The following is a 23,706-nucleotide window of genomic DNA, read 5'->3' on the forward strand; positions in this document are numbered from 1 at the left end:
CGGCGCGCACGCACCATCGAGTGCCGTCGCCACGGCCTGCCGGAAACACATCAAGGAGGCGCCCTTTTGGAGGGTCCCGAGATCAAGTTCGCCGAAGCCGTCATCGACAACGGCAAGTACGGCAAGCGCACCGTCCGGTTCGAGACCGGTCGGCTCGCTCAGCAGGCCCAGGGCGCGGTCGCCGCGTACCTGGACGAGGAAACGATGCTCCTCTCGGCCACCAGCGCCGGCAAGCACCCGCGTGAAGGATTCGACTTCTTCCCGCTGACCGTCGACGTCGAGGAGCGTTCCTACGCCGCCGGCAAGATCCCCGGTTCGTTCTTCCGTCGCGAAGGCCGTCCGTCGACCGAGGCCATCCTCGTCTGCCGTCTGATCGACCGGCCGCTGCGTCCGTCGTTCGTCGACGGCCTGCGCAACGAGGTCCAGATCGTCATCACCGTCCTGAGCATCGCTCCGGACGAGTTCTACGACGCGCTGGCCATCAACGCCGCGTCCGCGTCGACGCAGATCTCCGGTCTGCCGTTCTCCGGCCCGATCGCCGGTGTGCGCCTCGCGCTCATCGGTGACCAGTGGGTCGCGTTCCCGAAGGCCTCGCAGCTCGCCGACGCCGTGTTCGACCTGACCGTCGCCGGCCGTGTCGTCACGGACGAGGCGGGCAACGAGGACGTCGCGATCATGATGGTCGAGGCGGAAGCCACCGAGCACGCCTGGGACCTCATCCAGGGCGGCGCCACCAAGCCCGACGAGGCCATCGTCGCCCAGGGTCTCGAGGCGGCCAAGCCGTTCCTCAAGTCCCTCGTCGACGCCCAGGCCAAGCTCGCCGCGCAGTCGGCCAAGGAGATCCAGGACTTCCCGGTCTTCCCGCCGTACGCTCCCGAGGTCTACTCGGCCGTTGAAGCCCTCGCGCTCTCCGAGCTCGGTGACGTCTACAAGATCGCCGCCAAGACCGAGCGCCAGGACGCCGACGACGCGCTCAAGTCGCGCGTCAAGGCTGCCATCGCCGAGCAGGTCGCCGCAGGCTCGCTGCCCGAGGTCGCCAACTCGCAGGTCGGTGCCGCGTACAAGTCGGTCACGAAGAAGGTCGTCCGCGGCCGCATCCTGACCGAGCAGATCCGCATGGACGGCCGCGGCCTCGCCGACATCCGTCCGCTCGACGCCGAGGTCGCCGTGATCCCGCGCGTTCACGGTTCGGCGATCTTCCAGCGCGGTGAGACGCAGATCCTCGGTGTCACCACGCTGAACATGCTCAAGATGGAGCAGCAGATCGACTCGCTGTCGCCCGTCACGAAGAAGCGCTACCTGCACCACTACAACTTCCCGCCCTACTCGACCGGTGAGACCGGCCGTGTGGGTTCGCCGAAGCGTCGCGAGATCGGGCACGGCTTCCTCGCCGAGCGCGCACTCGTGCCGGTGCTGCCGTCGCGTGACGAGTTCCCCTACGCCATCCGCCAGGTCTCCGAGGCGCTCAGCTCCAACGGCTCGACCTCGATGGGTTCCGTCTGCGCCTCGACCCTGTCGCTGCTCAACGCCGGTGTGCCCCTCAAGGCCCCGGTCGCCGGCATCGCGATGGGCCTGGTCTCCGACACCGTCGACGGCCAGACCCGCTACGCGGCCCTGACCGACATCCTCGGTGCCGAAGACGCGCTCGGCGACATGGACTTCAAGGTCGCCGGTACCTCGGAGTTCGTCACCGCGATCCAGCTCGACACCAAGCTCGACGGCATCCCGTCGACGGTGCTCGACGCGGCGCTCAAGCAGGCCAAGGAGGCCCGCTCGGCCATCCTCGGTGTGCTGAACGAGGCGATCGACGCCCCCGACGAGATGGCGGACACCGCTCCTCGCGTGATCTCGGTGCAGATCCCCGTCGACAAGATCGGCGAGCTGATCGGCCCGAAGGGCAAGACGATCAACGGGATCCAGGACACCACCGGTGCCGACATCTCGATCGAGGACAACGGCACCGTCTACATCGGCGCCGTCGACGGTCCGTCGGCCGAGGCCGCTCGTGCCCAGGTCAACGCGATCGCGAACCCGACCAACCCGGAGATCGGGGACCAGTTCCTCGGCACCGTCGTGAAGATCGCCACCTTCGGCGCCTTCGTGTCGCTGCTCCCGGGCCGTGACGGTCTGCTCCACGTCTCCGAGGTGCGCAAGCTCGCCGGTGGCAAGCGTGTGGAGAACGTCGAAGACGTGCTCGGCGTCGGCCAGAAGGTCCTGGTCGAGGTCACCAAGGTGGACGACCGCGGCAAGCTGTCGCTCGCGCCGGTCGTCGCCGACGAGACCGAGGGTGACTCCACCTCGGCCGAGACGGTCCGCGCCCACGCCGAGGACCCGGCCGAGGGCTGATCCTCTCTCGCGTCCTGACGCACGAACGGCCGCCGTCCCTTCCGGGGCGGCGGCCGTTCGCCGTTGCGGGGCGTGCGTGCGGTGGGCGCGAAAGCTCGCGGCGCGGTGCGCGGTGCGCGTACCCGTCAGGCGGCGGGGGTCTCCTGCGTGCCCATGAGCTGCGCGCGACCGAGCAGGTGCCCACGGAGCATGAAGCCGACGACCGCGGGGGTCGCGTCGGCCGGCGCCTCGAGCACGGGGACGTCGAGGGCACTCAGCGTGAAGAAGTACCGGTGCGCGCCGTGACCCGCGGGCGGTGCAGCGCCGAGGAACGTGTCCGTGCCGAACTCGTTGCGGCGGCGGAGGGCCTCGGCGGGCAGCAGGGCGTCGTCGGTGCCGGCACCGGCGGGGAGCGAGGTCGCCGAGCCCGGGATGTCGGTCAGGCTCCAGTGCCAGAAGCCGGAGCCGGTCGGGGCGTCGGGGTCGTACACGGTCAGGACGAAGCTCTTCGTGCCCTCGGGTGCGTCCGACCACTCGAGCGCGGGGGAGCGGTCCTCGCCACCGGCGTCGGAGCCGCGCGCCGAGGTGGGCAGCGCACCGCCGTCGGCGAAGTCGGGGCTCGTCAGGGTGAAGGACGGGACATCGGGCAGGTTCCAGTTGGGGTCGTTGGCCATGCCCCCAGCCAACACCCGCCGGCCGGGCCTGCGCTCGGGACGCGCGTGGGGCTGTGGGAGTTCGCACAGACGGCCTGGAGGCGCGGTGCGGGGCCGCCACGGGCCTCCCGTCCGCCCCGCGGTCGCCTCGACCGCGCTGCGGAAGCGACAGATCTGCGCCGCGCGGGTGCGTCCGTGCCGCGAAGCCGACAGATCGCCGCGAACTGTTCGCGGTGATCTGTCGCTTTCGCGACAGCGACAGTGACAGCCGACAGCGACAGCGCTGGCGACGAGTCGGGTGTCAGACCGCGAGCACCCGGTCGACCACGCGGTTCAGCGCCGCGGTGGCAGCGATCGCGTCGCCGGCGTAGGCCCCGGCCATCGCACCGTCACGCGCGAGCATGAGCTCGTCGGCGCCGTCACCGGGCAGGGGGTGCCCGGCGTCGTGCAGCAGGGTCGCGAGGCGCTCGGTGTACCAGTCGCGGTGCACGGCGACGACCTGGCGGACCGGGTCGCGCGGGTCGTGGTACTCGGCGGCGGCGTGCAGGAACGCACAGCCGCGGAAGGCCGGGTCGTTGACGTCGTCGGCCAGCGCGGCGACCCACGCTCGGACAGCCCGCTCGGGGGAGCCGGCGTCGGTGATGAGCTGCTCCATCCGCTCCTGCACGCGCTCGTGCTGGGTCCGGATGTAGGCGAGGATCAGGTTGTCCTTCGACCCGTAGTGCTTGTAGAACGTCGCCTTCGTGACGCTCGCCTCGGAGATGAGGCGGTCGACGCCGACGCTGTGGATGCCCTCTTCGTAGAAGAGCCGCGTGGCGGTCTCGAGGACACGGACCTTCGCGCCGCCGGAGCGGGGAGTCGGGGGGACGCTCGACCCGTCCGGCGACGCGAGGTTCGTGCTCGGGCCGGGGAGACGCTGGACGGCCGGTTGGGGGGAATCGACCGTCACAGCGTGTACTCCTCGGACTCATCGGCTCCGCGACCGGAGTGGGGGGACTCGGTGGTCGCGCAGGACTGATGTCCCGAGCCGCCGGATCGGAACTTAGGGGGGCTTTCGATCCGGCGTGGCCAACTGTAGCACAAGGAGGACAGACAGACGAGTCGGTCTGTCCTCACTTCCTGTACCCCACTTCGAGTGGCACGTGGCCCGGACCGGGAAACTGGGCGGCACGCGTCGGCGGATCAGTAGGCTCGTCTGCGATGAACCAGCCAGTGCCACTGCCGCTCGGGGCCCCGGACACGTCGTTCCTGACGTCCGGTGGGGCCTTCGTCCGTCGCACCGTGTTGCCGTCGGGCGTCCGTGTGCTCACCGAGGCGGTGCCGGGCGCCGCGTCGACGAGCATCGGGTTCTGGGTCGGCGTCGGTTCACGTGACGAGCGCGACGGTCAGTTCGGCTCGACGCACTTCCTCGAACACCTGCTCTTCAAGGGCACCGAGACGCGGTCGGCGCTCGACATCGCCATCGCGTTCGACTCGGTCGGCGGTGAGCACAACGCCGCGACGGCCAAGGAGTACACCTGCTACTACGCACGGGTCCGGGACACCGACGTCCCGATGGCCGTGAACGTCATCGGTGACATGGTCACCGGGTCGGTGCTCGAGCACGAGGCCTTCGCCGTGGAGCGCGGTGTCATCCTCGAAGAACTCGCGATGGCCGCCGACGACCCGGCCGACGTCGCGGGCGAAGCGTTCTTCGCCGCGGCGTTCGGCGGGCACCCCCTCGGCCGTCCGATCGGCGGCACCCCGGACAGCATCCGTGCGGTCCAGCGCGACGAGGTGCTGGCGCACTACCGCGAGCACTACGCGCCCAACGGCATCGTCGTCACCGCCGCCGGTGCCGTCGACCACGACCGGTTCTGCGAGCTCGTCGCCGGCGTCTTCCACGACGCTCCCGACGCCGCGCCGCTGCCGCGCCGCACGCCCCAGACGGTTGCCGACCCGGTCGAGCCGAAGCTGTCCGTGGTGCACCGCCCGACCGAGCAGGTCAGCATGCTCCGCGGCTCGCAGGGTCTCGACCTGCGCGACGACCGCCGGCCCTCGCTCAGCGTCCTGAACGCCGTGCTCGGCGGCGGCATGAGCTCGCGCCTGTTCCAAGAGGTCCGCGAGCGCCGCGGTCTGGCCTACGCGGTGTCGTCGTTCGCTCCCGCCTACCTGGACAACGGTGCCTTCGGCGTCTACGCCGGCTGCGCGCCGGACAACGTCGCCGGTGTCGTCGACATCGTCGACGCGGAGTTCCGCCGGATGGTCGACCTCGGGATCACCGACGACGAACTGCGACGGGCGAAGGGGCAGATCGAGGGTGCGCTGACGCTCTCGCTCGAGGACTCCGACGCACGCATGACGCGTCTCGGCCGTTCCGAGCTCGGCACGGGGGAGTACACCGACCTGTCGACCGCGCTCGAACGCGTGGACGGCGTCACCACCGGCGGCGTGCTCGAACTCGCGCGCGACCTGCTCACCCGGCCGACGATCACCTCGGTGGTCGGCGCCGTGCAGCAGGACGAACTCGCCGCGGCCATCGGGATCGGCAGCTGAGCACGGACATGTCGCACTACCTGTACCTCGTCCGCCACGGCGAACACCAGGACGCCGAACACGGCCTGCGGGACGGCAAGCTCTCCGAACGCGGCAAGCGTCAGGCGACCCTGGTCGCCGACCGTCTCGGCGGCGTGCCATTCGACGGCGTGTACCACTCGCCGCTCGAGGCCCCGAGCGAGACCGCCGCGTTCCTGTCGCAGCGTCTGCCGTCGATCCAGCCGGAACCCTCGACGCTGCTGTTCGACTGCATCCCCTCGGGCCCGACGCCGGACATGCCGCACGCCTACCAGGGCTGGTACGGCGGCATCACCGAAGAGGAGATCGTCGCCGGACAAGCCCAGATGGGCGACGCCGTGTCGGAGTGGTTCACCCCGGCGCGCGAAGACCGGCACGACCTGCTCATCACGCACAACGCCGTGATCGGCTGGTTCGTCCGTGAAGCGTTCCAGGCGCCCGAGTGGCGCTGGATGGGCACCAACGTCGCGCACACCGCGCTCACGATCATCCGGATCCGCTCGGCGAAGCCGGCCGAGGTCGTCACGCTGAACGACCTGGCCCACCTGCCGGTGGAGCTGCGCACCGGGCTGCCGGTCGACCAGCCCGTCTAGCGGCCGCCGGTCCGGTTCGCGGTGGCGCGGCCGGGAGGCCCGTGGCGGCTCAGGCGTCCGGCCCGCGGCCCGTCCGGGTCGGGGCCACCGCCTTGCGGTACCAGGCGGTCGCGTTCGGGTTGTCGTTGAACGGCTCGACGCGAACGTAGCCGCGGCTGCGGTACAGGGCGGCCGCGGCGACGAGTGAGTCGTTCGTGTCGAGGACGATGCTCGTCGCGCCGAGGTCGGCACCGGCCCGCTCGAGCAGGTCCATCACGGCCGTCGCGACCCCCTTGCCGCGCCCGGCCGGTGTCACGAAGACGTGCTTGACCTCGAACCGGACGTCGACGGCGCCGGCTGCGTCCACCCCGTCCGCGATCCGCCGGAGCCCCCCGCACCCGATCGCGACGCCGTCGTCGTCCGCCAGTGCGAAGACACCGTTCGGCGGCGTGAACTCGGCCGCGGGGGTGCGCTTCCGTGCGTAGGTGCCCTGCGCGCTCGGGAACGTCGCCTCGCGCTCGTCCAGGTACGCGTCGAGCAGGACGTCGACCTCGGGCAGATCGGCCGGCACGGTCCTGACCTCGACTGACATGCGTCGATCCTAGGATGGACCGCATGGTCACTCCCGTCGCCGTCGTCGGCGCCACCGGTCGTCTCGGGGGCCTCGTGGCCGCCGTCGTCGAGGAACTCCCGGAGTTCGAGCTCGTCGCCCGTCTGTCCTCGAAGGACGGCGCCCACCAGGCACCCCCGTCCGTCTTCGGCGGCGCGGCCCTGGTGGTCGACGTGACGGTGCCGTCGCTCAGCCCCGCGATCGTGGAGAACGCGCTGTCGAGCGGCGCGAACGTGCTCGTCGGTACCTCCGGCTGGTCGCTCGACCGCCTCGCGAAGCTCCGCACCGGGCTGCAGGAACGCCCGGAGCAGGGGGTGCTCGTCGTCCCGAACTTCTCGATCGGCTCGGTGCTCGGCACCCACCTGGCGACGATCGCGGCGCCGTGGTTCCCGGCTGCCGAGATCGTCGAGACCCACCACGCCGGCAAGATCGACTCACCCTCGGGCACCGCGGTGCGCACGGCGGAGCTGATGGCCGACGCCCGGCGCGATGTCGGGCCGGTGGACGCTCCACACGTCGACCAGCGCGCCCGTGGTCAGCAGGTCGCCAGTGTGCCCATCCACTCGCTCCGGCTGCCCGGGGTGAAGGCCGTGCAGGACGTCCTGCTGAGCGGCCCCGGCGAGACACTGACGATCCGGCACGACACCAACGACGACGTCGCCTACGTGGCGGGCATCCGTGCGGCGCTCGCGAACGTGGTGTCGGCGCGGGGGCTCACCGTGGGCCTCGGCAGCGTCCTCGGCATCGGCTGAGGGCCGTGGGTCGCATGGAGCGGGCCGGACGCACGATCCGCTCGCCGTTCTGGGGTGCAGCACTGATGGCGGTGCTGCTCGCCCTGTACATCGTTCTCGTCGGACAGCGTGCTGTGGCCTTCATCGCCACCGGCATCCCGATCGGCATCGGCATCGGTGTCGCACTGTTCGTCGTCGCCGCGATCGGCGCGCTCCTGCTCGTCCTGGAGTTCCGCTTCGGCATCCGCATCACGCGGCTCGGCGCACGGCTCGAGGCCGAGGGCGGTACACCGGACGACGTCGTCCCCGTGCGGCCGTCGGGTCGTCCGATCCGCGACGCCGCCGACGAGCTGTTCCCGCGGTACCGCGACGCGGTCGAGCAGGACCCGGCCGACTGGCGTGCCTGGTACCGGCTCGGTGTGGTCTACGACGCCGCGGGCGACCGCAAACGTGCACGGTCGGCGATGCGCACCGCCCTGGCGCGCGCCGCCGACCGCTGACCCCCGGTCTGCCGTCCGATCAGAAGACGGCGTCGATCGCGTCCGCAGCCTGCGTGTACCGGAACGTGTAGCCGGACTCGAGCAACTTCGTGGGGACCATCCGCTGGCTCGACAGGAGCATGTCGTCCGCGGCGTCCCGCAGCGCCAGGCGCAGGGCGAACTCGGGGATCCGGAACAGGTAGGGGCGGTGCAGCACCTCGGCGACGTGCTTCGTGATGCGGTCGGCGACGACCGGCTCCGGGCCCGCCAGGTTGACCGGGCCGGAGACGTCCGGCGCCGCGGTCGCCAGGTGCACGATCGCGCCGACCTCGTCCTCGAGGGCGATCCAGGGCCAGTGCTGGCCGCCGGTGCCGAGTCGGCTGCCGACGCCGAGCTTGGTCAGCGGGACGAGGGGTGCGAGCGCGCCGCCGCCCTTGCCGATCACGATGCCGGTCCGGAGCGTGATGACCCGGACCCCCGCGGGGGCGGCGTCCGCGGCCGACTCCCACGCGGTGCAGACGTCGGCGAGGAACCCCGTGCCCGGGGCGGCGTCGTCGGGCAGCACGTCGGCCGGACGGTCGCCGTACACGCCCGAGGCCGAGCCCGACAGGAACAGCGCCGGGGGAGTGGTCGCGTGCCGCATCGCCTCGACCAGGGTGTCGGTGGCGTCGATGCGTGAGCTGCGGATCTCCTTGCGGTACGCGTCGGTCCACGGCAGCTTGCCGATGTTCGCGCCGGCCAGGTTGATCACGACGTCGGCGCCGTCGAGGATCGCCGGGTCGAGCGGACGTCGCCCCGGTGCCCAGCGGAACTCGGTCGCGGTGCGGGCTTCCCGGCGCACGAGCGTGGTGACGTGGTGCCCCGCCTCGCGCAGGGCGCGGACGAGTGGGGTCCCGATGAAGCCGGACGAGCCGGCCACCAGGATCGAGAGCGGTTGTTCCGTCGTGTCGGGCATACCGGCAACGCTACTCACACCGACGTAGGCTTCTGTGTGTGACCGACAGCGAGACCGTACAGCCCGACGCTTCCGTCCCGACCCCCTACGAGGACCTGCTCCGCCGGGTCCTGACCGAGGGCTCGCCGAAGGGCGACCGCACCGGCACGGGGACCCGCAGCCTGTTCGGTGCACAGCTCCGCTACGACCTGTCGAAGGGCTTCCCGCTCGTCACCACGAAGCGCGTGCACTTCAAGTCGGTCGCGTACGAGCTCCTCTGGTTCCTGCGCGGCGAGGGCAACGCGACCTGGCTGCAGGAGCACGGTGTCCGGATCTGGAACGAGTGGGCGGACGCCGACGGCGACCTCGGCCCGGTGTACGGCGTGCAGTGGCGATCCTGGCCCACCCCCTCGGGTGAGCACGTCGACCAGATCGCCCAGGTCATCGAGCAGATCAGGACGAACCCGGACAGCCGTCGGCTCATCGTCTCGGCGTGGAACGTCGCCGACGTGCCGGACATGGCGCTCGCCCCGTGCCACGCGTTCTTCCAGTTCTACGTGAACGACGGCAAGCTCTCGTGCCAGCTCTACCAGCGGAGCGCCGACATGTTCCTCGGCGTCCCGTTCAACATCGCCTCGTACGCGCTGCTGACCCACATGATCGCGGCGCAGACCGGGCTCGAGGTCGGTGACTTCGTCTGGACCGGCGGCGACTGCCACGTCTACGACAACCACGTCGAACAGGTCGAGGAGCAGCTGTCCCGCACGGCGTACCCGATGCCGACGCTCGAGCTCGCCCCGCGCGACTCGATCGACGACTACGAGTACGAGGACTTCACCGTCGTCGGCTACGAGCACCACCCGGCGATCAAGGCCGCGGTCGCCGTCTGATGATCGGCATGGTCTGGGCCCGCTCGACCACCGGCGTCATCGGTGCCGACGGGGGCATGCCCTGGCACGTGCCCGAGGACCTGGCGCACTTCAAGCGGGTCACCGGGGACGCGACCGTGCTCATGGGGCGGCGCACGTGGGAGTCCCTGCCCGAGCGGTTCCGGCCCCTGCCCGGTCGGCGCAACGTGGTGCTCACCCGTGACACGACGTGGACCGCCGACGGTGCCGAGGTGGTGCACGACCTGCAGGCCGCGCTCGAAGGCGACGACGGCACCGACGAGACCGTCTGGGTCGTCGGCGGCGGCCAGGTCTACGCCGCGGCGCTCGACCGTGCCGATGTCGTCTCCGAGACCGTGATCGACGTCGACGTCCCCGGCGACACCGTCGCACCGACGCTCGACGAGACTGCCGGTTGGACGCTCACCGACGAGGGCCCGTGGCAGGAGTCCCGCAACGGCGGCACCCGCTACCGGTTCCTGGAGTGGCAGCGCCGCGCCTGAGCGCCCCCACGCGCCGGGCGTGACCGGCGGGACGGACGTGATCCGGGCCTCCCGGCCGCGCCGCAGGCAGGCGACCGTCCACACGGACGGCGGCCTCCGCGCGCATCCCCGGTACGCTGGTGCCCGTGTCCCCGCGTGAGAATCCCTTCGGTCAGGTCCTCGTCGCCCTCGTGACCCCGTTCACGGCCGACGGTGAGGTCGACTGGCCCGGCGTCGAGCAGCACATCGACGACTGCATCACCGCCGGCGCCGACGGCATCGTCGTCACCGGCACGACCGGCGAGACGTCGACGCTCACCGACCCGGAGAAGCTCCGGCTGGTCGAGGTCGGCAAGTCCGTGGCCGCCGGCCGCGCGAAGATCATCACGGGTGGTGGCTCGAACGAGACCGCGCACGCCATCCACCTGTACAAGCAGAGCGAGAAGGCCGGCGCGGACGGCGTGATGATCGTCACGCCGTACTACAACAAGCCGACACAGTCGGGTGTCCTCACCCACTTCCGGATGATCGCGGACGCCACCGACCTGCCGGTGATCCTGTACGACATCCCGGGCCGCACCGGCATCCCGATCACCTACGACACGATCCTTCGCGCGTCGAAGCACCCGAACATCCTCGCCGTGAAGGACGCCAAGGGCGACTTCGCCGAGGTCTCGCGCGTGCTGAACAACACCGACCTCATGTACTTCTCCGGTGACGACACGAACGTGCTCCCGCACCTGTCGATCGGTGCCACCGGCCTGATCGGCGTGACGGCGAACATCACGAGCGCGCCGTACCGCACCATCGTCGACGCCGTGAACCGGGGCGACCTGGCCACCGCGACGGCCGAGCACAAGCGACTCGAGCCGCTCGTCCGCGCCGTGATGACGCACGTTCCCGGTACCGTGGCCGCCAAGTACATCCTGCACGGGCTCGGCCGCATCGGCAGCCCGCGCGTCCGACTGCCGCTCGTCGGCCCCGAGGACTCCGAGGCGTACGCCATCGAGACCTCACTCGAAGCCGTGCGCGACGTGCCCGGCGCCGACTTCTCGAACTTCCGCCCCGACCGCAACGCGGCGGCCGGCGGTGCACTACCGAAGGTGCCAGGCACCACCCGCTAGCGAACACCGCGGCGCGCAGCACGCACGTCGCCCGAATCCGTAGGACCGAATGCCCACACAAGTCTCCACACCGCAGCCGCTCGAGAACGGCACCCTCCGCGTGATCCCCATCGGGGGCCTCGGCGAGATCGGTCGCAACATGACCGTCTACGAGTACGAGGGCAAGCTGCTCATCGTCGACGCCGGCGTGCTGTTCCCCGAGGAGCACCAGCCCGGTGTCGACCTGATCCTGCCGGACTTCACGCCGATCCGTGACCGCCTCGACGACGTCCTCGGTGTCGTGCTCACGCACGGCCACGAAGACCACATCGGCGCGGTCCCGTACCTGCTGAAGCTCCGCGACGACATCCCGCTGATCGGCTCCACGCTGACCCTCGCGCTCGTCGAGGCGAAGCTCAAGGAACACCGGATCAAGCCGTACACGCTCGTCGTGGCCGAGGACCAGACCGAGCAGATCGGCCCGTTCCACCTCGAGTTCGTCGCCGTGAACCACTCCATCCCGGACGCCCTCGCCGTCGCGATCACGACCCCCGCCGGTCGTGTCCTGCACACGGGTGACTTCAAGATGGACCAGCTCCCGCTGGACGACCGGATCACCGACCTCCGCGCGTTCGCCCGTCTGGGCGAGGCCGGCGTCGACCTGTTCCTGCCGGACTCCACGAACGCCGACGTGCCGGGCTTCACCGCTCCGGAGCGCGACATCGGCCCGGTGCTCGAGAACATCATCATGCGCGCCCGCAAGAAGGTCGTCGTGGCGAGCTTCTCGTCACACGTGCACCGCGTGCAGCAGGTCCTCGACGCCGCCGCGGCCGCGAACCGCAAGGTCGCGTTCATGGGCCGCTCGATGATCCGCAACATGACGATCGCCGCCGACCTCGGGTACCTGCGGGTGCCGGAGAACGTGCTCATCGACACGAAGAAGGCGAAGAACGTCCCCGACGACCAGATCGTCTACATGTCGACCGGGTCGCAGGGTGAGCCGATGGCCGTCCTGGCCCGCATGGCGAACCTCGAGCACCAGATCGAGATCGGCGAGGGCGACACCGTCATCCTCGCGTCGTCGCTCATCCCGGGCAACGAGAACGCCGTGTACCGCGTGATCGACGGGCTGACCAAGCTCGGCGCGAAGGTCGTGCACAAGGGCAACGCCAAGGTGCACGTCTCCGGACACGCCTCAGCCGGCGAACTGCTCTACTGCTACAACATCCTGCGACCGCGCAACGTGCTCCCCGTCCACGGCGAGCACCGTCACCTGTACGCGAACGCCGACCTGGCGATCCAGACGGGCGTCCCGCCGCGCAACGTGATCCTCGGGCAGGACGGCATCGTCGTCGACCTGAAGGACGGCGTCGCAACGGTCGCCGGCCAGCTCGACATCGGCTACGTCTACGTCGACGGCTCCACCGTCGGCGAGATCACCGACGCCGACCTGAAGGACCGCCGTGTCCTGGCCGAAGAGGGCTTCATCTCGGTCTTCTGCGCGGTGGACTTCACCACCGGGCAGTGCGTGATCGGCCCCGAGATCCAGTCGCGCGGCTTCGCCGAGGACGACTCCGTCTTCGACGACGTGCGTCCGCAGATCGCCAAGGCGATCTCCGAGGCCGCAGCCAACGGCACGCGCGACTCGCACGCCTTCGCGCAGGTCGTCCGTCGGACGGTCGGTCGTTGGGTGAACACGAAGCACCGTCGTCGTCCGATGATCGTCCCGGTGGTCATCGAGGCGTAGCCGCCGTCCCCGCCCTGGAGGCCCGTCCAGCGTCCGTCACGGACGCTGCGGCGGGCCTTCCTGCGTTTGTCCTGAGCGGGCGTTAGGGTTCTGCCCATGGCCGGAGGCACCAAGTCGACCACGCGCTCGCGCGCGTCCACGTCGTCCCGTGGCAACGGGACGCGCGGTTCGTCGCGCACCCAGGCCACGACGAAGAAGCTGCCGCAGGCCGCACCCACGCCGGTGTTCCGCGAGCAGAACCCGCTCGTGACCTTCTGGCTCGCGATGGCGCACGGCGTCGGCGCGATGTTCCGGCTGCTCGGCAAGGAGACCCTCGAGAAGGACCAGCGGCGCGACGGGTTCCCGTTCCTGCTGTTCCTGCTGGCCATCGCCGGCGGGGTCGTCGAGTGGCTCAACCCGACCAACAGCGTCTCCGTCGCACTCGACGCGTACACGTTCGGCGGGCTGTTCGGCCGCCTGGCATTCGCCCTGCCGGTCATCATGATCGTGTTCGCCGGGTGGCTGTTCCGGCACCCGGCCTCGGTGCACGACAACACCCGGATCGGCATCGGTCTGGGCATCCTGATCGTCTCCATCGCCTCGCTCTGCCACGTCTTCGGCGGCCGACCGAGCGCGGCCGACGGCATGCCCGCGCTCGCTGCCGCCGGTGGGGTGCTCGGCTGGGTGGTCATCGGCTGGCTCGTCACGATCGCGACCGCGTGGGTGGCCGTGCCCGTGGCGATCGTGCTGCTCGTGCTCTCGCTCTTCATCATCACCAAGACGCCGCCGAACAAGCTCGGTCGCCGGCTGCACGAGCTCTACGCCTACCTGTTCGGTGCCCCGGCGCCCGCTGCCGAGCCGGACGCGGACACTGCCGCTGCCGTGGCAGAGCCCGCCGCCCGCACTCGCACCTCGAAGCGCGGCAAGAAGGGCGACGCCGACTTCCAGCTGTTCGACGACCTCGGGTTCGGTGACGAGCAGGCCGCTGCCGACGCCGAAGCCGGCGGCGACAACGTGCCGTGGTGGCGCCGCAACAAGTCCGGACGCGAAGAGGACCCGGCGTACGACAGCCCGGTGCTCCCGCCGGCCACCGGTGTCGCGCCCGCTGCCGCTGCCGTCGCGCCCGCTGCTCCCGTCGTGAGCCCGAACGCCGGGGCCGCCGCAGGGCTCGTCGACCTCACGCCGGCCGAGCCCGCGTCGGTCAACCTCAACGACTCCGTCGAGCAGGACCTGCAGGACGCCGAGCAGGCCCTGCGCGCGTTCGGCACCGACGTTCCCGCGCGCCCGCAGCCGACCGCCGACATCCGTCCCGCGGTGCCCGAGGTGCTGTCCGAGCCCGAGGTCGTCGACGAACCTGAGGACATCGACGCCGCCGCCGAGCTGAGCGCGGCCGCCGCCGGGTCCGACGACGACCCGTCGAAGCCGTACCGACTGCCGGCCGCCACCACCCTGAGCTCCGGCACGCCCTCGGTCGCGCGCAGCCAGGCGAACGACGACATCGTCGCCGCCATCACCGGGGTGCTCACCGAGTTCAAGGTCGACGCGAAGGTCACCGGGTTCTCCCGCGGGCCGACGGTCACCCGGTACGAGATCGAGCTCGGCCCGGGCGTCAAGGTCGAGCGCGTCACGGCCCTGTCGAAGAACCTGTCGTACGCGGTCGCCTCGAACGAGGTCCGCATCCTGTCGCCGATCCCGGGCAAGAGCGCGATCGGCGTCGAGATCCCGAACACCGACCGCGAGATCGTCTCGCTCGGCGACGTGCTGCGCTCGAACGCCGCGCGCAAGTCGAAGCACCCGATGACGATCGGCGTCGGCAAGGACGTCGAGGGCGGCTTCGTCGTCGCGAACCTGGCGAAGATGCCGCACCTGCTCGTCGCCGGCTCCACCGGTTCCGGCAAGTCGGTGTTCATCAACTCGATGATCACGTCGCTGCTGATGCGCGCGAAGCCGTCCGAGGTCCGCATGGTCCTGGTCGACCCGAAGCGCGTCGAGCTCTCGATCTACGCCGGCGTCCCGCACCTCATCACCCCCATCATCACGAACCCCAAGAAGGCGGCCGAAGCGCTGCAGTGGGTCGTGAAGGAGATGGACATGCGGTACGACGACCTGGCGTCGTTCGGGTTCCGCCACGTCGACGACTTCAACAAGGCGATCGAGAACAACGAGATCGTCCTGCCGGCGGGCAGCGAGCGGAAGCTCAAGCCGTACCCGTACCTGCTGGTGGTCGTCGACGAGCTCGCCGACCTGATGCTCGTGGCACCGCGTGACGTCGAGGAATCGATCGTCCGCATCACCCAGCTCGCCCGCGCCGCCGGCATCCACCTGGTGCTCGCGACGCAGCGGCCCTCGGTCGACGTCATCACCGGCCTGATCAAGGCGAACGTGCCGTCGCGCATCGCCTTCGCGGTGACGAGCGTCACGGACTCCCGCGTCATCCTCGACCAGCCCGGCGCCGACAAGCTGATCGGTCAGGGCGACGCGCTCTTCCTGCCGATGGGTTCGTCGAAGTCGCTCCGCGTGCAGGGCGCCTGGGTGCAGGAGGGCGAGGTCGCCGAGGTCGTCCAGCACGTCACGCGGCAGGCCCAGCCCGAGTACCGCCAGGACGTCCAGGCCGTGGTCGAGCGCAAGGAGATCGACGCCGACATCGGCGACGACCTCGAACTGCTGCTCGCGGCCGTCGAACAGGTCGTGTCGACCCAGTTCGGTTCGACGTCGATGCTGCAGCGCAAGCTCCGCGTCGGCTTCGCCAAGGCCGGTCGCCTGATGGACCTGATGGAGTCGCGCGACATCGTCGGACCGTCCGAGGGCTCGAAGGCCCGTGACGTCCTGGTGACCGCCGACCAGTTGCCCGCGGTGCTCGCGAAGCTCCGCGGCGAGGAGCCGCCCGCCGCGGCCGCTCCGGCAGCGCCGGCACCGACGCCGTCCGGCGACGGTGACCGGTACGGTGCCGACCCCGTCGGGGACATGACCCGCGGGTACGATGAAGTCCACGACGAGCCCGATGAGGACGCGTGGGGACTGACGGGCAGGGAGTGACGGCGATGACCGCCTCGGACAGCACGAACACCACGCACGGCGCACGGTTCCCGTGGCGCGGGCGGCTCTTGCGCAAGGGCCCCGGCCCGGCGTCGACCGCGAACGTCGCGAACATCATCACGGTGGTGCGCATCCTGATGGCGCCGCTGTTCTTCGTCCTGCTGCTCACCGACGCCGGGAACGACGGGCCCCTGCGCATCTGGGCCGCGGTCGTCTTCGTCGTGGCGATCGTCACGGACAGCGCGGACGGCATCATCGCCCGTCGGCAGAACCTGGTCACGGACTTCGGCAAGCTCGTCGACCCGATCGCCGACAAGGTGCTCATCGGGGGTGCGCTCGTCGCGCTGTCCATCCTGCATGAACTGCCCTGGTACGTGACCGTGCTGATCATGGTGCGGGAGATCGGCATCACGGTCTTCCGGTTCGCGGTGCTCTCCGACCGGGTGATCCCGGCCAGCCGCGGCGGGAAGATCAAGACCGTGCTGCAGGCCGTCGCGCTGACGGCCGCGCTGTTCCCGTGGTGGAACCTGGTCGGTGACTGGGCGCACTGGGTCAACGGCATCCTCATGACCGCCGCGTTCCTGGCAACGGTCCTGAGCGGGATCGACTACCTCTGGCAGGCATGGAAGCACAACCGCACCACCGCATGACCGGGCCCGACCGTTCGACCGAGGCCGCGCCCGTCGAGCCGGTCGCACCGGGTCTCATCGCCGAACTGACGGCGCGGGGCGAGACCCTCGCCGTGGCGGAGTCGCTGACCGGCGGACTCGTCGTCGCGACCCTCGTCGACGTGCCCGGGGCGAGCGCCGTCGTCCACGGTGGCGTCGTGGCGTACGCGACGCCCGTGAAGCACTCCGTGCTCGGGGTCTCGGAGGACCTGCTCGAGGCCGAGGGCGCCGTGCACCCGGAGGTCGCCCGGCAGATGGCCGCCGGTGTCCGGATCGCGCTGTCCGTCGACGGGGAGCCCGCAACGTGGGGGATCAGCACGACGGGTGTCGCCGGCCCGGACCCGCAGGACGGCAAGCCCGTCGGCACCGTGTACGTGGGGATCGCCTCCACCGCGGGCGCCGAGGCCTTCGAGCTGCACCTCGACGGTGACCGGGGAGCAATCCGTCACGCCACCGTCTCCGAACTCCTTGCACGGATGTCGTCCGAGATCCGGGGCCGGGAATAGGTCCCGTTTCCACTGGGTTACATCTCACGAAATCTCCAGCAGTACGGCAGCCAGCCTGGCTAACATGCTGCAACCGGCAACGCTATTGTTGCTGAACCCGAACTCGTTCCACCGGACCGAGCGGGCGCGGAGACGACAGAGAGGAGGAGTTCTCATGGTTCTCGTTCGTCAGGAAATCGGCGATGTGCTCCGGGACTTCCGCTTGCAGAAGGGCCGGACCCTCCGTCAGGTCGCGTCCAAGGCCAGTGTCGCGCTCGGGTACCTCAGTGAGGTCGAGCGTGGGCAGAAGGAAGCCAGCTCGGAGATCCTCGCGTCCGTCGCGGATGCTCTGGACACGCCCATCTCGACCATCATGCGCGAAGTGGGCGACCGCCTCGCGATCGTCGAGGGGCTGACCCCCGTCCCCGACACGCTCCCGGACGACCTCGTCGCCGAGTTCGACAACGACCTCGCGGTGCGCTGACCGCACTGCACCGAACGCCCTCGCCGGTCCTTCCCGGCGGGGGCGTTCTGCGTTCCGGCCCGCGACGACGCGCTTAGGCTGGTCGGATGCGCGTGAGTGAGTTCTGGCGAGCCGTCGACCAGGTGTTCGGCGAGGCCTACGGGTCCGTGGTCACCCGTGACGTCGTGCTCGAGGGGCTGGGCGGTCGATCGGCCGTGGACGCCCTCGCCGCCGGCATCGACGCCCGCCGGGTGTGGGATGCCCTGTGCGACTCGCAGGACGTCCCGATGGACCGTCGGCACGGCAAGGGCCTGGCCGAACCCCAGGACTGAGCGCGGTCCTGCAGGGTCCGGCACCCGAAACTGTGTTCGGCGTGTTGCTCGAACGCGTGTTCGATCGGTGGTAACTTCCTCCACAGCGGCGTCGCCCGGATGCTCCATCCACAGATCGCGTGACCGTCGGCAGTGATGTCGGTGGCTCGCCATAGGTTGATGGACATCGGGAACAGCCCGAAGCCTTGTCGCAGAACCATCGGCCTTGCACCATCGGCCGGCGTGGACGCGACAGCCTACAGGCGGCCGAACACGAGCACGAAGGAGCACCCCATGCCATCACCGGCAGACCGCGAAAAGGCCCTCGAGACCGCACTCGCACAGATCGACAGGCAGTTCGGCAAGGGTGCGATCATGCGCCTCGGTTCGGACGAACGCGCCCCCGTCAACGTCATCCAGACCGGGTCGGTGGCGCTGGACGTCGCGCTCGGCATCGGTGGCCTGCCCCGCGGCCGTATCGTCGAGATCTACGGCCCGGAGTCGTCGGGTAAGACGACCCTCACCATCCACGCCATCGCCAACGCCCAGCGCGCCGGTGGCATCGCGGCCTTCATCGACGCCGAGCACGCGCTCGACCCCGAGTACGCCAAGAAGCTCGGTGTCGACATCGACGCCCTGCTCGTGTCGCAGCCCGACACCGCCGAGCAGGCGCTCGAGATCGCGGACATGCTGGTCCGCTCCGGCTCCATCGACCTCATCGTCATCGACTCCGTCGCGGCCCTCGTGCCCCGTGCCGAGATCGAGGGCGAGATGGGTGACTCGCACGTCGGTCTGCAGGCCCGCCTCATGTCGCAGGCACTGCGGAAGCTCGCCGGTGGCCTGAACCAGACGCAGACCACGATGATCTTCATCAACCAGCTGCGCGAGAAGATCGGCGTGTTCTTCGGTTCGCCGGAGACCACCTCGGGCGGTAAGGCGCTGAAGTTCTACGCGTCCGTCCGCCTCGACATCCGTCGCATCGAGACGCTCAAGAGCGGTACCGACGCGGTGGGCAACCGAACGCGCGTCAAGGTCGTCAAGAACAAGATGGCGCCGCCCTTCAAGCAGGCCGAGTTCGACATCCTGTACGGCGTCGGCATCTCGCGCGAAGGCTCGCTGCTCGACTTCGGTGTCGACCACGGCATCGTCAAGAAGTCGGGCGCCTGGTACACGTACGACGGTGACCAGCTCGGGCAGGGCAAGGAGAACTCGCGTTCCTTCCTGATCCAGAACCCCGAGATCGCTGCCGACATCGAAGGCAAGATCCTCGCCAAGCTCGGCGTCGGCGGCGCCAAGGCCGAGGACGCTCCGGTCGAGTCGATCGCGCCGAAGCTCGCGGAGCGCAAGGGCGCGTGAGCACCGACCACGACGACGACGGCCTCGCACCGGTCACCGACCTGTTCGGTGCGAGGTCGCGTCGTCGCGCTCCCGTCACCCCGGTGACGCCCGCGATCCCCGCACCGCCGGTGTCACCGGACGAACCACGAGACGTCGACGGGTGGGCATTGCCCGAATCCGGCGACGCTCGGCCGGACGAGTTCCCGGCACCCTTCGACGCCGATTCGCCGGTGCCCCTGCACGGTGCCCGGGGCCCAGCAGCATGGGTGTCGCCCGTGATCGGTGACGGCAGCGGGCGCTCGACCCATGCCGAGCAGGACGGCTACGACTCCGAGACCGCAGACGCCACCACCGCGTCGGTGTTCTCCATCGCCGGCGGCGAGGAGATCGACCCGGCCGACGCACCTCGTCCGCTCGACGAACAGCGCGCGGACGCCGAACGGCTCAGCCTGCGTGCCCTCGGTCGCAAGGGCGTGAGCGAGTCCGAGATGCGGACCCTACTGCTGCAGCAGGACCTCGACCCCGACGTGGTCGAGCACGAGATCGAACGGTTGACCCGTGTCGGGCTCCTGGACGACGTCGCCCTCGCCACCGACCTGGTCGACCGGCTGCACGCGCGCAAGGGCCTCGGCCGCCAGGGGGTCGTCACCGAACTCCGACGCCGGGGGATCGACCAGGTGGCGATCGACACCGCACTCGACGAAGCCGCCGACGACGAGGACGACGAGTTCCTCCGCGCGCAGGAACTCGCCGACAAGCGAGCGCCGCAGATGCGCGGCCTCGACCGGGCCACCGCGGAACGCCGGCTGTCCGGCTTCCTGATGCGCAAGGGCTACAGCTCCGGCGTCGTCCGGATCGCTGTCGCACGCGCACTCGACGGCGGCGGCAGACGGCCGCCTTCCGGCCGCGGGACCGTGCGGTTCGAGTAGCCGCTCCGACCTACACTGGGACGACCATGGCCACCGTCGCAGCGCGCCCCCGCACCTACGAAGTCCGCACCTACGGGTGCCAGATGAACGTGCACGACTCCGAGCGGTTGAGCGGGTCGTTGCAGGCCGCGGGCTACACCGCGGCGGACGGCGAACAGGCCGACGTCGTCGTCATCAACACCTGTGCGGTGCGCGAGAACGCGGACAACCGGCTGTACGGCAACCTCGGACAACTCGCGGGCATCAAGCGCGAACACCCCGGCATGCAGATCGCCGTCGGCGGGTGCCTGGCGCAGAAGGACAAGAACGTCATCCTCGAGAAGGCGCCGTGGGTCGACGTGGTCTTCGGCACGCACAACATGGGATCGCTGCCGACCCTGCTCGAGCGGGCGCGGCACAACGACGAGGCGCAGATCGAGATCCTCGAGGCACTCGACGTCTTCCCGTCGACGCTGCCCACCAAGCGCGACTCGACGCACAGCGGCTGGGTCTCGATCTCGGTCGGTTGCAACAACACCTGCACGTTCTGCATCGTCCCCTCGCTGCGTGGCAAGGAGAAGGACCGCCGCCCCGGTGACGTCCTGGCCGAGATCCAGGCGCTCGTCGACGACGGTGCGATCGAGGTCACCCTGCTCGGGCAGAACGTGAACTCCTACGGCGTCGAGTTCGGCGACCGACAGGCGTTCGGCAAGCTGCTGCGGGCCACCGGTGGCATCCAGGGGCTGGAGCGCGTGCGTTTCACCAGCCCGCACCCGGCAGCGTTCACCGACGACGTCATCGACGCGATGGCCGAGACCCCGAACGTGATGCCCCAGCTGCACATGCCGCTGCAGTCGGGCTCCGACCGGGTGCTCAAGGCCATGCGCCGGAGCTACCGCAGCGAGCGGTTCCTCGGCATCCTCGACCGCGTCCGCGCGAAGATCCCGCACGCGGCGATCTCCACCGACATCATCGTCGGGTTCCCCGGCGAGACCGACGCCGACTTCGAGGACACCCTGCGTGTCGTCGAGCAGGCGCGGTTCGCCTCGGCGTTCACGTTCCAGTACTCGATCCGCCCCGGCACGCCCGCGGCGACGATGGACGACCAGCTGCCGAAGCACATCGTGCAGGAGCGGTACGAGCGACTCGTCGCCCTGCAGGAACGCATCACGGCGGAAGAGAACGCACAGCAGGTCGGCCGGAGCGTCGAGGTGCTCGTCGCCTCGGGTGAAGGCCGCAAGGACGACGCCACCCGCCGGCTCTCCGGTCGCGCGGAGGACTCCCGGCTCGTGCACTTCACGGTGCCCGCCGGGTCCGATGTCCCGCGCCCCGGCGACGTCGTCACCGTCGACATCACCCGGGCGGCCCCGCACTTCCTGCTCGCCGACGACGACGCCCCGCTGCGCATCCGACGAACCCGGGCCGGAGATGCCTGGGACCGCGCGCAGGCCGAGAGCTGCGGCGTGCCCACCCCGGCCGGCGCCGCAGCCGACGGCCCACGTCCGGTCTCGCTCGGGCTGCCCACGCTCCGTGTCGGACGCTGAGCCCACCGCTGGCGTGCCGTCGAGCGGCTCGACGCTCGGGTCCGGTACCGGCGTCGAGGCCGACCTGATCGCGGTCGTCGGAGCCACGGGCACGGGGAAGTCCGACCTCGGCATCGCGATCGCCGAGCGCCTGCGTGCCACCGGTCGCAACGCGGAGATCATCAACGCGGACGCCATGCAGCTGTACCGCGGCATGGACATCGGCACGGCGAAGCTCCCGCCGGCCGAGCGGCACGGCATCCCGCACCACCAGCTCGACGTGCTCGACGTCACCGATGAGGCGAGCGTCGCCGCGTACCAGGTGGCTGCACGCACCGACGTCGACCGGATCCAGGCCGACGGTGGGGTGGCCGTCCTGGTCGGGGGCAGCGGGCTCTACGTCTCCGCGGTGCTGTTCGACCTGGCGTTCCCGGGCACCGACCCCGAGCTCCGTGCGCAGCTGGAGCGCGAGCACGACGCGCTCGGCCCGGGCATCCTGCTCGAACGGCTCCGCGCCCTCGACGCGGCGGCCGCCGCGACGATCGACGCACGCAACCCACGGCGGTTGATCCGTGCACTCGAGATCGCGAGCCGATCCGAGGTCGTGACCCCGAGCCTCCCGGCCGCGCCCCGCGCCTGGCGACCGTCCCGCATCCTGCACCTGCGACGCGACCGGGAGCAGCTCGTGTCGGCGCTGCACGAGCGCGCGGCGCGGATGTTCGACGCCGGACTCGTCGACGAGGTCGCGGCGCTCCGCGGGCTGGGACTCGAGCAGGGCCGGACCGCGCGTGGCGCCATCGGGTACTCGCAGGCGCTCGAGGTGCTCGCCGGCACGTCGACCCGCGAGCAGGCCGTCGAGGCGACGGGCATCGCGACCCGCAAGTACGCCCGCCGGCAGGTGTCGTGGTTCCGCCGGTACGCCGACGCCGAGACGCTCGACGTCACCGGGGCCGACCGCGGTGACCTGACGGAACTGGCCCGTAGGATCGTGCCGTGACCGAGTTGCACTTCACCAAGGGCCAGGGGACCGGCAACGACTTCGTCCTGTTCGCCGACCCCGACGCCACCGTCGACCTGACCCCCGAGCGGATCCGTGCCATCGCGGACCGACGCTTCGGCGTGGGCGGGGACGGCGTGATCCGCGCGGTGCGGTCCGAAGCGATCCCCGAGGGCCGCGCGCTCGTCGCCGTCGAACCCGAGGCGACGTGGTTCATGGACTACCACAACGCCGACGGCACGGTCGCCGAGATGTGCGGCAACGGCATCCGCGTGTTCGCCCGGTACCTGACCGAGTCCGGCCTGGTCGAACTGGCGCCCGGCGAGACGCTGACGGTCGGCAGCCGCAAGGGGCTGGTCGACATCCAGCGCACCACGAACGGGTTCGCGGCCGACCTCGGCCGCTGGGGCCTGGGCATCGAGGGCGGCGGATCCGACGACGTGCTCGTCCGGGCGAAGAACCTCGATGGGGCGCGCCCCGGCATCGGCATCGACGTGGGCAACCCGCACGTGGTCGTCGCCGTCGAGACCGAGGACGAACTGGCCGACCTCGACCTGACGTTCCTGCCGGTGCTCGAACCGGCGCCCGAGCACGGTGCGAACGTCGAGTTCGTGCTGCCCGGCGACCCGCTCATCAAGGACGGCGTCGGCGAGATCACGATGCGGGTGCACGAGCGGGGGAGCGGTGAGACCCTGTCGTGCGGCACCGGTGCCGTGGCGGCTGCCCTCGCCACGCGCTACTGGGTCGGTGCGGGGGCGCCGGACACCTGGCGCGTGCGGGTACCGGGCGGGCTGCTCACGGTGCGGATGACGGCGACCGAGGACGGCGAGCACGTGTCGCTGTCCGGGCCCGCCGAGCTCGTGTTCTCCGGCGACCTGACGGTCTGACGGTCTGACGCGCTGCGCGGCGCGGGCGCGTCGCG

The 23,706-nt window shown here is 70.5% G+C and carries 23 protein-coding genes; 19 read left to right on the forward strand and 4 right to left on the reverse strand.

What is annotated here, in order from left to right; genetic code table 11:
* Window positions 1-66: 66 nt before the first annotated feature.
* Window positions 67-2,346, forward strand: coding sequence for a polyribonucleotide nucleotidyltransferase (locus MXD64_RS05685; protein ID WP_259552115.1), 2,280 nt, complete (start codon window positions 67-69; stop codon window positions 2,344-2,346).
* Window positions 2,347-2,471: 125 nt separating this feature from the next.
* On the opposite strand, the gene MXD64_RS05690 is transcribed toward MXD64_RS05685, so the two are convergent.
* Both MXD64_RS05690 and MXD64_RS05695 read right to left on the reverse strand, forming a co-directional pair.
* The gene (locus MXD64_RS05690; protein WP_056071290.1) at window positions 2,472-2,999 is read right to left on the reverse strand and encodes a YbhB/YbcL family Raf kinase inhibitor-like protein; all 528 of its coding nucleotides are present in this window, start codon (window positions 2,997-2,999) and stop codon (window positions 2,472-2,474) included.
* 280 nt (window positions 3,000-3,279) lie between these two features.
* Window positions 3,280-3,927: a TetR/AcrR family transcriptional regulator gene (locus MXD64_RS05695; protein WP_056071287.1), complete on the reverse strand. Its 648-nt coding sequence runs from the start codon at window positions 3,925-3,927 to the stop codon at window positions 3,280-3,282.
* A gap of 251 nt (window positions 3,928-4,178) precedes the next feature.
* Between MXD64_RS05695 and MXD64_RS05700 the strand changes: the two genes are divergently transcribed.
* On the forward strand, window positions 4,179-5,513 hold the full coding sequence (locus MXD64_RS05700; RefSeq protein WP_159557755.1) for a M16 family metallopeptidase: 1,335 nt from the start codon (window positions 4,179-4,181) through the stop codon (window positions 5,511-5,513).
* An 8-nt stretch (window positions 5,514-5,521) separates the two neighbouring features.
* Window positions 5,522-6,124 (forward strand): histidine phosphatase family protein, encoded by a 603-nt coding sequence (locus MXD64_RS05705; RefSeq protein ID WP_017885928.1) that lies wholly within the window; start codon window positions 5,522-5,524, stop codon window positions 6,122-6,124.
* 49 nt (window positions 6,125-6,173) lie between these two features.
* Here MXD64_RS05705 and MXD64_RS05710 read toward each other — a convergent pair whose 3' ends face one another.
* A complete protein-coding gene (locus MXD64_RS05710) occupies window positions 6,174-6,695 on the reverse strand; it encodes a GNAT family N-acetyltransferase (RefSeq protein ID WP_159557757.1) in 522 nt (173 codons plus the stop codon).
* Window positions 6,696-6,718: 23 nt separating this feature from the next.
* Here MXD64_RS05710 and MXD64_RS05715 point away from each other — a divergent pair, with 23 nt between their 5' ends.
* Together MXD64_RS05715 and MXD64_RS05720 are read left to right on the forward strand one after the other, a co-directional pair.
* Window positions 6,719-7,465 carry a 4-hydroxy-tetrahydrodipicolinate reductase gene (locus MXD64_RS05715; RefSeq protein WP_236559561.1) on the forward strand — a complete coding sequence of 249 codons (747 nt, stop codon included), beginning with the start codon at window positions 6,719-6,721 and terminating at the stop codon, window positions 7,463-7,465.
* Between the two features lie 14 nt (window positions 7,466-7,479).
* Window positions 7,480-7,944, forward strand: coding sequence for a tetratricopeptide repeat protein (locus MXD64_RS05720; protein ID WP_017885925.1), 465 nt, complete (start codon window positions 7,480-7,482; stop codon window positions 7,942-7,944).
* 19 nt (window positions 7,945-7,963) lie between these two features.
* Here the strand turns inward: MXD64_RS05720 and MXD64_RS05725 are convergent, their stop codons facing one another.
* Window positions 7,964-8,878: a TIGR01777 family oxidoreductase gene (locus tag MXD64_RS05725; protein ID WP_263137235.1), complete on the reverse strand. Its 915-nt coding sequence runs from the start codon at window positions 8,876-8,878 to the stop codon at window positions 7,964-7,966.
* A gap of 38 nt (window positions 8,879-8,916) precedes the next feature.
* On the opposite strand from MXD64_RS05725, the gene MXD64_RS05730 reads away from it, so the two are divergent.
* The 14 genes from MXD64_RS05730 (at window position 8,917) to dapF (ending at window position 23,671) form a co-directional block, all read left to right on the forward strand.
* The gene (locus MXD64_RS05730; protein WP_159557761.1) at window positions 8,917-9,747 is read left to right on the forward strand and encodes a thymidylate synthase; all 831 of its coding nucleotides are present in this window, start codon (window positions 8,917-8,919) and stop codon (window positions 9,745-9,747) included.
* Complete coding sequence (locus MXD64_RS05735; RefSeq protein WP_071252357.1) at window positions 9,747-10,247, forward strand: dihydrofolate reductase; 501 nt, start codon at window positions 9,747-9,749, stop codon at window positions 10,245-10,247. Before MXD64_RS05730 ends, MXD64_RS05735 begins: the two co-directional genes overlap by 1 nt.
* A 125-nt stretch (window positions 10,248-10,372) precedes the next feature.
* Window positions 10,373-11,350 carry a 4-hydroxy-tetrahydrodipicolinate synthase gene (gene dapA, locus MXD64_RS05740; protein ID WP_017885921.1) on the forward strand — a complete coding sequence of 326 codons (978 nt, stop codon included), beginning with the start codon at window positions 10,373-10,375 and terminating at the stop codon, window positions 11,348-11,350.
* A 49-nt stretch (window positions 11,351-11,399) separates the two neighbouring features.
* The gene (locus tag MXD64_RS05745) at window positions 11,400-13,076 is read left to right on the forward strand and encodes a ribonuclease J (protein ID WP_017885920.1); all 1,677 of its coding nucleotides are present in this window, start codon (window positions 11,400-11,402) and stop codon (window positions 13,074-13,076) included.
* Window positions 13,077-13,172: 96 nt separating this feature from the next.
* Complete coding sequence (locus MXD64_RS05750; protein ID WP_259577131.1) at window positions 13,173-16,091, forward strand: FtsK/SpoIIIE family DNA translocase; 2,919 nt, start codon at window positions 13,173-13,175, stop codon at window positions 16,089-16,091.
* Window positions 16,092-16,096: 5 nt separating this feature from the next.
* Window positions 16,097-16,741 carry a CDP-diacylglycerol--glycerol-3-phosphate 3-phosphatidyltransferase gene (pgsA, locus tag MXD64_RS05755; RefSeq protein WP_042538583.1) on the forward strand — a complete coding sequence of 215 codons (645 nt, stop codon included), beginning with the start codon at window positions 16,097-16,099 and terminating at the stop codon, window positions 16,739-16,741.
* Complete coding sequence (locus tag MXD64_RS05760) at window positions 16,738-17,265, forward strand: CinA family protein (protein WP_263137236.1); 528 nt, start codon at window positions 16,738-16,740, stop codon at window positions 17,263-17,265. Before pgsA ends, MXD64_RS05760 begins: the two co-directional genes overlap by 4 nt.
* A 154-nt stretch (window positions 17,266-17,419) precedes the next feature.
* Window positions 17,420-17,728, forward strand: a complete 309-nt coding sequence (locus tag MXD64_RS05765; RefSeq protein ID WP_027464765.1) for a helix-turn-helix domain-containing protein — start codon at window positions 17,420-17,422, stop codon at window positions 17,726-17,728.
* A gap of 86 nt (window positions 17,729-17,814) precedes the next feature.
* Window positions 17,815-18,039, forward strand: a complete 225-nt coding sequence (locus MXD64_RS05770; protein WP_017885915.1) for a DUF3046 domain-containing protein — start codon at window positions 17,815-17,817, stop codon at window positions 18,037-18,039.
* Window positions 18,040-18,312: 273 nt separating this feature from the next.
* The gene (recA, locus tag MXD64_RS05775) at window positions 18,313-19,374 is read left to right on the forward strand and encodes a recombinase RecA (protein WP_027464767.1); all 1,062 of its coding nucleotides are present in this window, start codon (window positions 18,313-18,315) and stop codon (window positions 19,372-19,374) included.
* Window positions 19,371-20,285 carry a regulatory protein RecX gene (locus MXD64_RS05780; RefSeq protein WP_263137237.1) on the forward strand — a complete coding sequence of 305 codons (915 nt, stop codon included), beginning with the start codon at window positions 19,371-19,373 and terminating at the stop codon, window positions 20,283-20,285. The genes recA and MXD64_RS05780 overlap by 4 nt, the downstream gene beginning before the upstream one ends.
* A 26-nt stretch (window positions 20,286-20,311) precedes the next feature.
* The gene (gene miaB, locus MXD64_RS05785) at window positions 20,312-21,808 is read left to right on the forward strand and encodes a tRNA (N6-isopentenyl adenosine(37)-C2)-methylthiotransferase MiaB (RefSeq protein ID WP_263137238.1); all 1,497 of its coding nucleotides are present in this window, start codon (window positions 20,312-20,314) and stop codon (window positions 21,806-21,808) included.
* Window positions 21,795-22,784 carry a tRNA (adenosine(37)-N6)-dimethylallyltransferase MiaA gene (miaA, locus tag MXD64_RS05790; RefSeq protein ID WP_263137239.1) on the forward strand — a complete coding sequence of 330 codons (990 nt, stop codon included), beginning with the start codon at window positions 21,795-21,797 and terminating at the stop codon, window positions 22,782-22,784. The genes miaB and miaA overlap by 14 nt, the downstream gene beginning before the upstream one ends.
* On the forward strand, window positions 22,781-23,671 hold the full coding sequence (gene dapF, locus MXD64_RS05795; RefSeq protein ID WP_042538440.1) for a diaminopimelate epimerase: 891 nt from the start codon (window positions 22,781-22,783) through the stop codon (window positions 23,669-23,671). The genes miaA and dapF overlap by 4 nt, the downstream gene beginning before the upstream one ends.
* The last annotated feature ends 35 nt before the right edge of the window (window positions 23,672-23,706 follow it).

It is taken from the genome of Curtobacterium sp. Arg-1 (genome assembly GCF_025643395.1).
Lineage (GTDB): Bacteria > Actinomycetota > Actinomycetes > Actinomycetales > Microbacteriaceae > Curtobacterium > Curtobacterium poinsettiae.

Coding starts and splice junctions, on each gene's coding strand:
- MXD64_RS05690 (WP_056071290.1), bottom strand. CDS start 2,999: ATGGCCAACGACCCCAACTGGAACCTGCCCGATGTCCCGTCCTTCACC.
- MXD64_RS05700 (WP_159557755.1), top strand. CDS start 4,179: ATGAACCAGCCAGTGCCACTGCCGCTCGGGGCCCCGGACACGTCGTTC.
- MXD64_RS05705 (WP_017885928.1), top strand. CDS start 5,522: ATGTCGCACTACCTGTACCTCGTCCGCCACGGCGAACACCAGGACGCC.
- MXD64_RS05710 (WP_159557757.1), bottom strand. CDS start 6,695: ATGTCAGTCGAGGTCAGGACCGTGCCGGCCGATCTGCCCGAGGTCGAC.
- MXD64_RS05715 (WP_236559561.1), top strand. CDS start 6,719: ATGGTCACTCCCGTCGCCGTCGTCGGCGCCACCGGTCGTCTCGGGGGC.
- MXD64_RS05720 (WP_017885925.1), top strand. CDS start 7,480: ATGGAGCGGGCCGGACGCACGATCCGCTCGCCGTTCTGGGGTGCAGCA.
- MXD64_RS05725 (WP_263137235.1), bottom strand. CDS start 8,878: ATGCCCGACACGACGGAACAACCGCTCTCGATCCTGGTGGCCGGCTCG.
- MXD64_RS05735 (WP_071252357.1), top strand. CDS start 9,747: ATGATCGGCATGGTCTGGGCCCGCTCGACCACCGGCGTCATCGGTGCC.
- MXD64_RS05745 (WP_017885920.1), top strand. CDS start 11,400: ATGCCCACACAAGTCTCCACACCGCAGCCGCTCGAGAACGGCACCCTC.
- MXD64_RS05750 (WP_259577131.1), top strand. CDS start 13,173: ATGGCCGGAGGCACCAAGTCGACCACGCGCTCGCGCGCGTCCACGTCG.
- pgsA (WP_042538583.1), top strand. CDS start 16,097: ATGACCGCCTCGGACAGCACGAACACCACGCACGGCGCACGGTTCCCG.
- MXD64_RS05760 (WP_263137236.1), top strand. CDS start 16,738: ATGACCGGGCCCGACCGTTCGACCGAGGCCGCGCCCGTCGAGCCGGTC.
- MXD64_RS05765 (WP_027464765.1), top strand. CDS start 17,420: ATGGTTCTCGTTCGTCAGGAAATCGGCGATGTGCTCCGGGACTTCCGC.
- MXD64_RS05770 (WP_017885915.1), top strand. CDS start 17,815: ATGCGCGTGAGTGAGTTCTGGCGAGCCGTCGACCAGGTGTTCGGCGAG.
- recA (WP_027464767.1), top strand. CDS start 18,313: ATGCCATCACCGGCAGACCGCGAAAAGGCCCTCGAGACCGCACTCGCA.
- miaB (WP_263137238.1), top strand. CDS start 20,312: ATGGCCACCGTCGCAGCGCGCCCCCGCACCTACGAAGTCCGCACCTAC.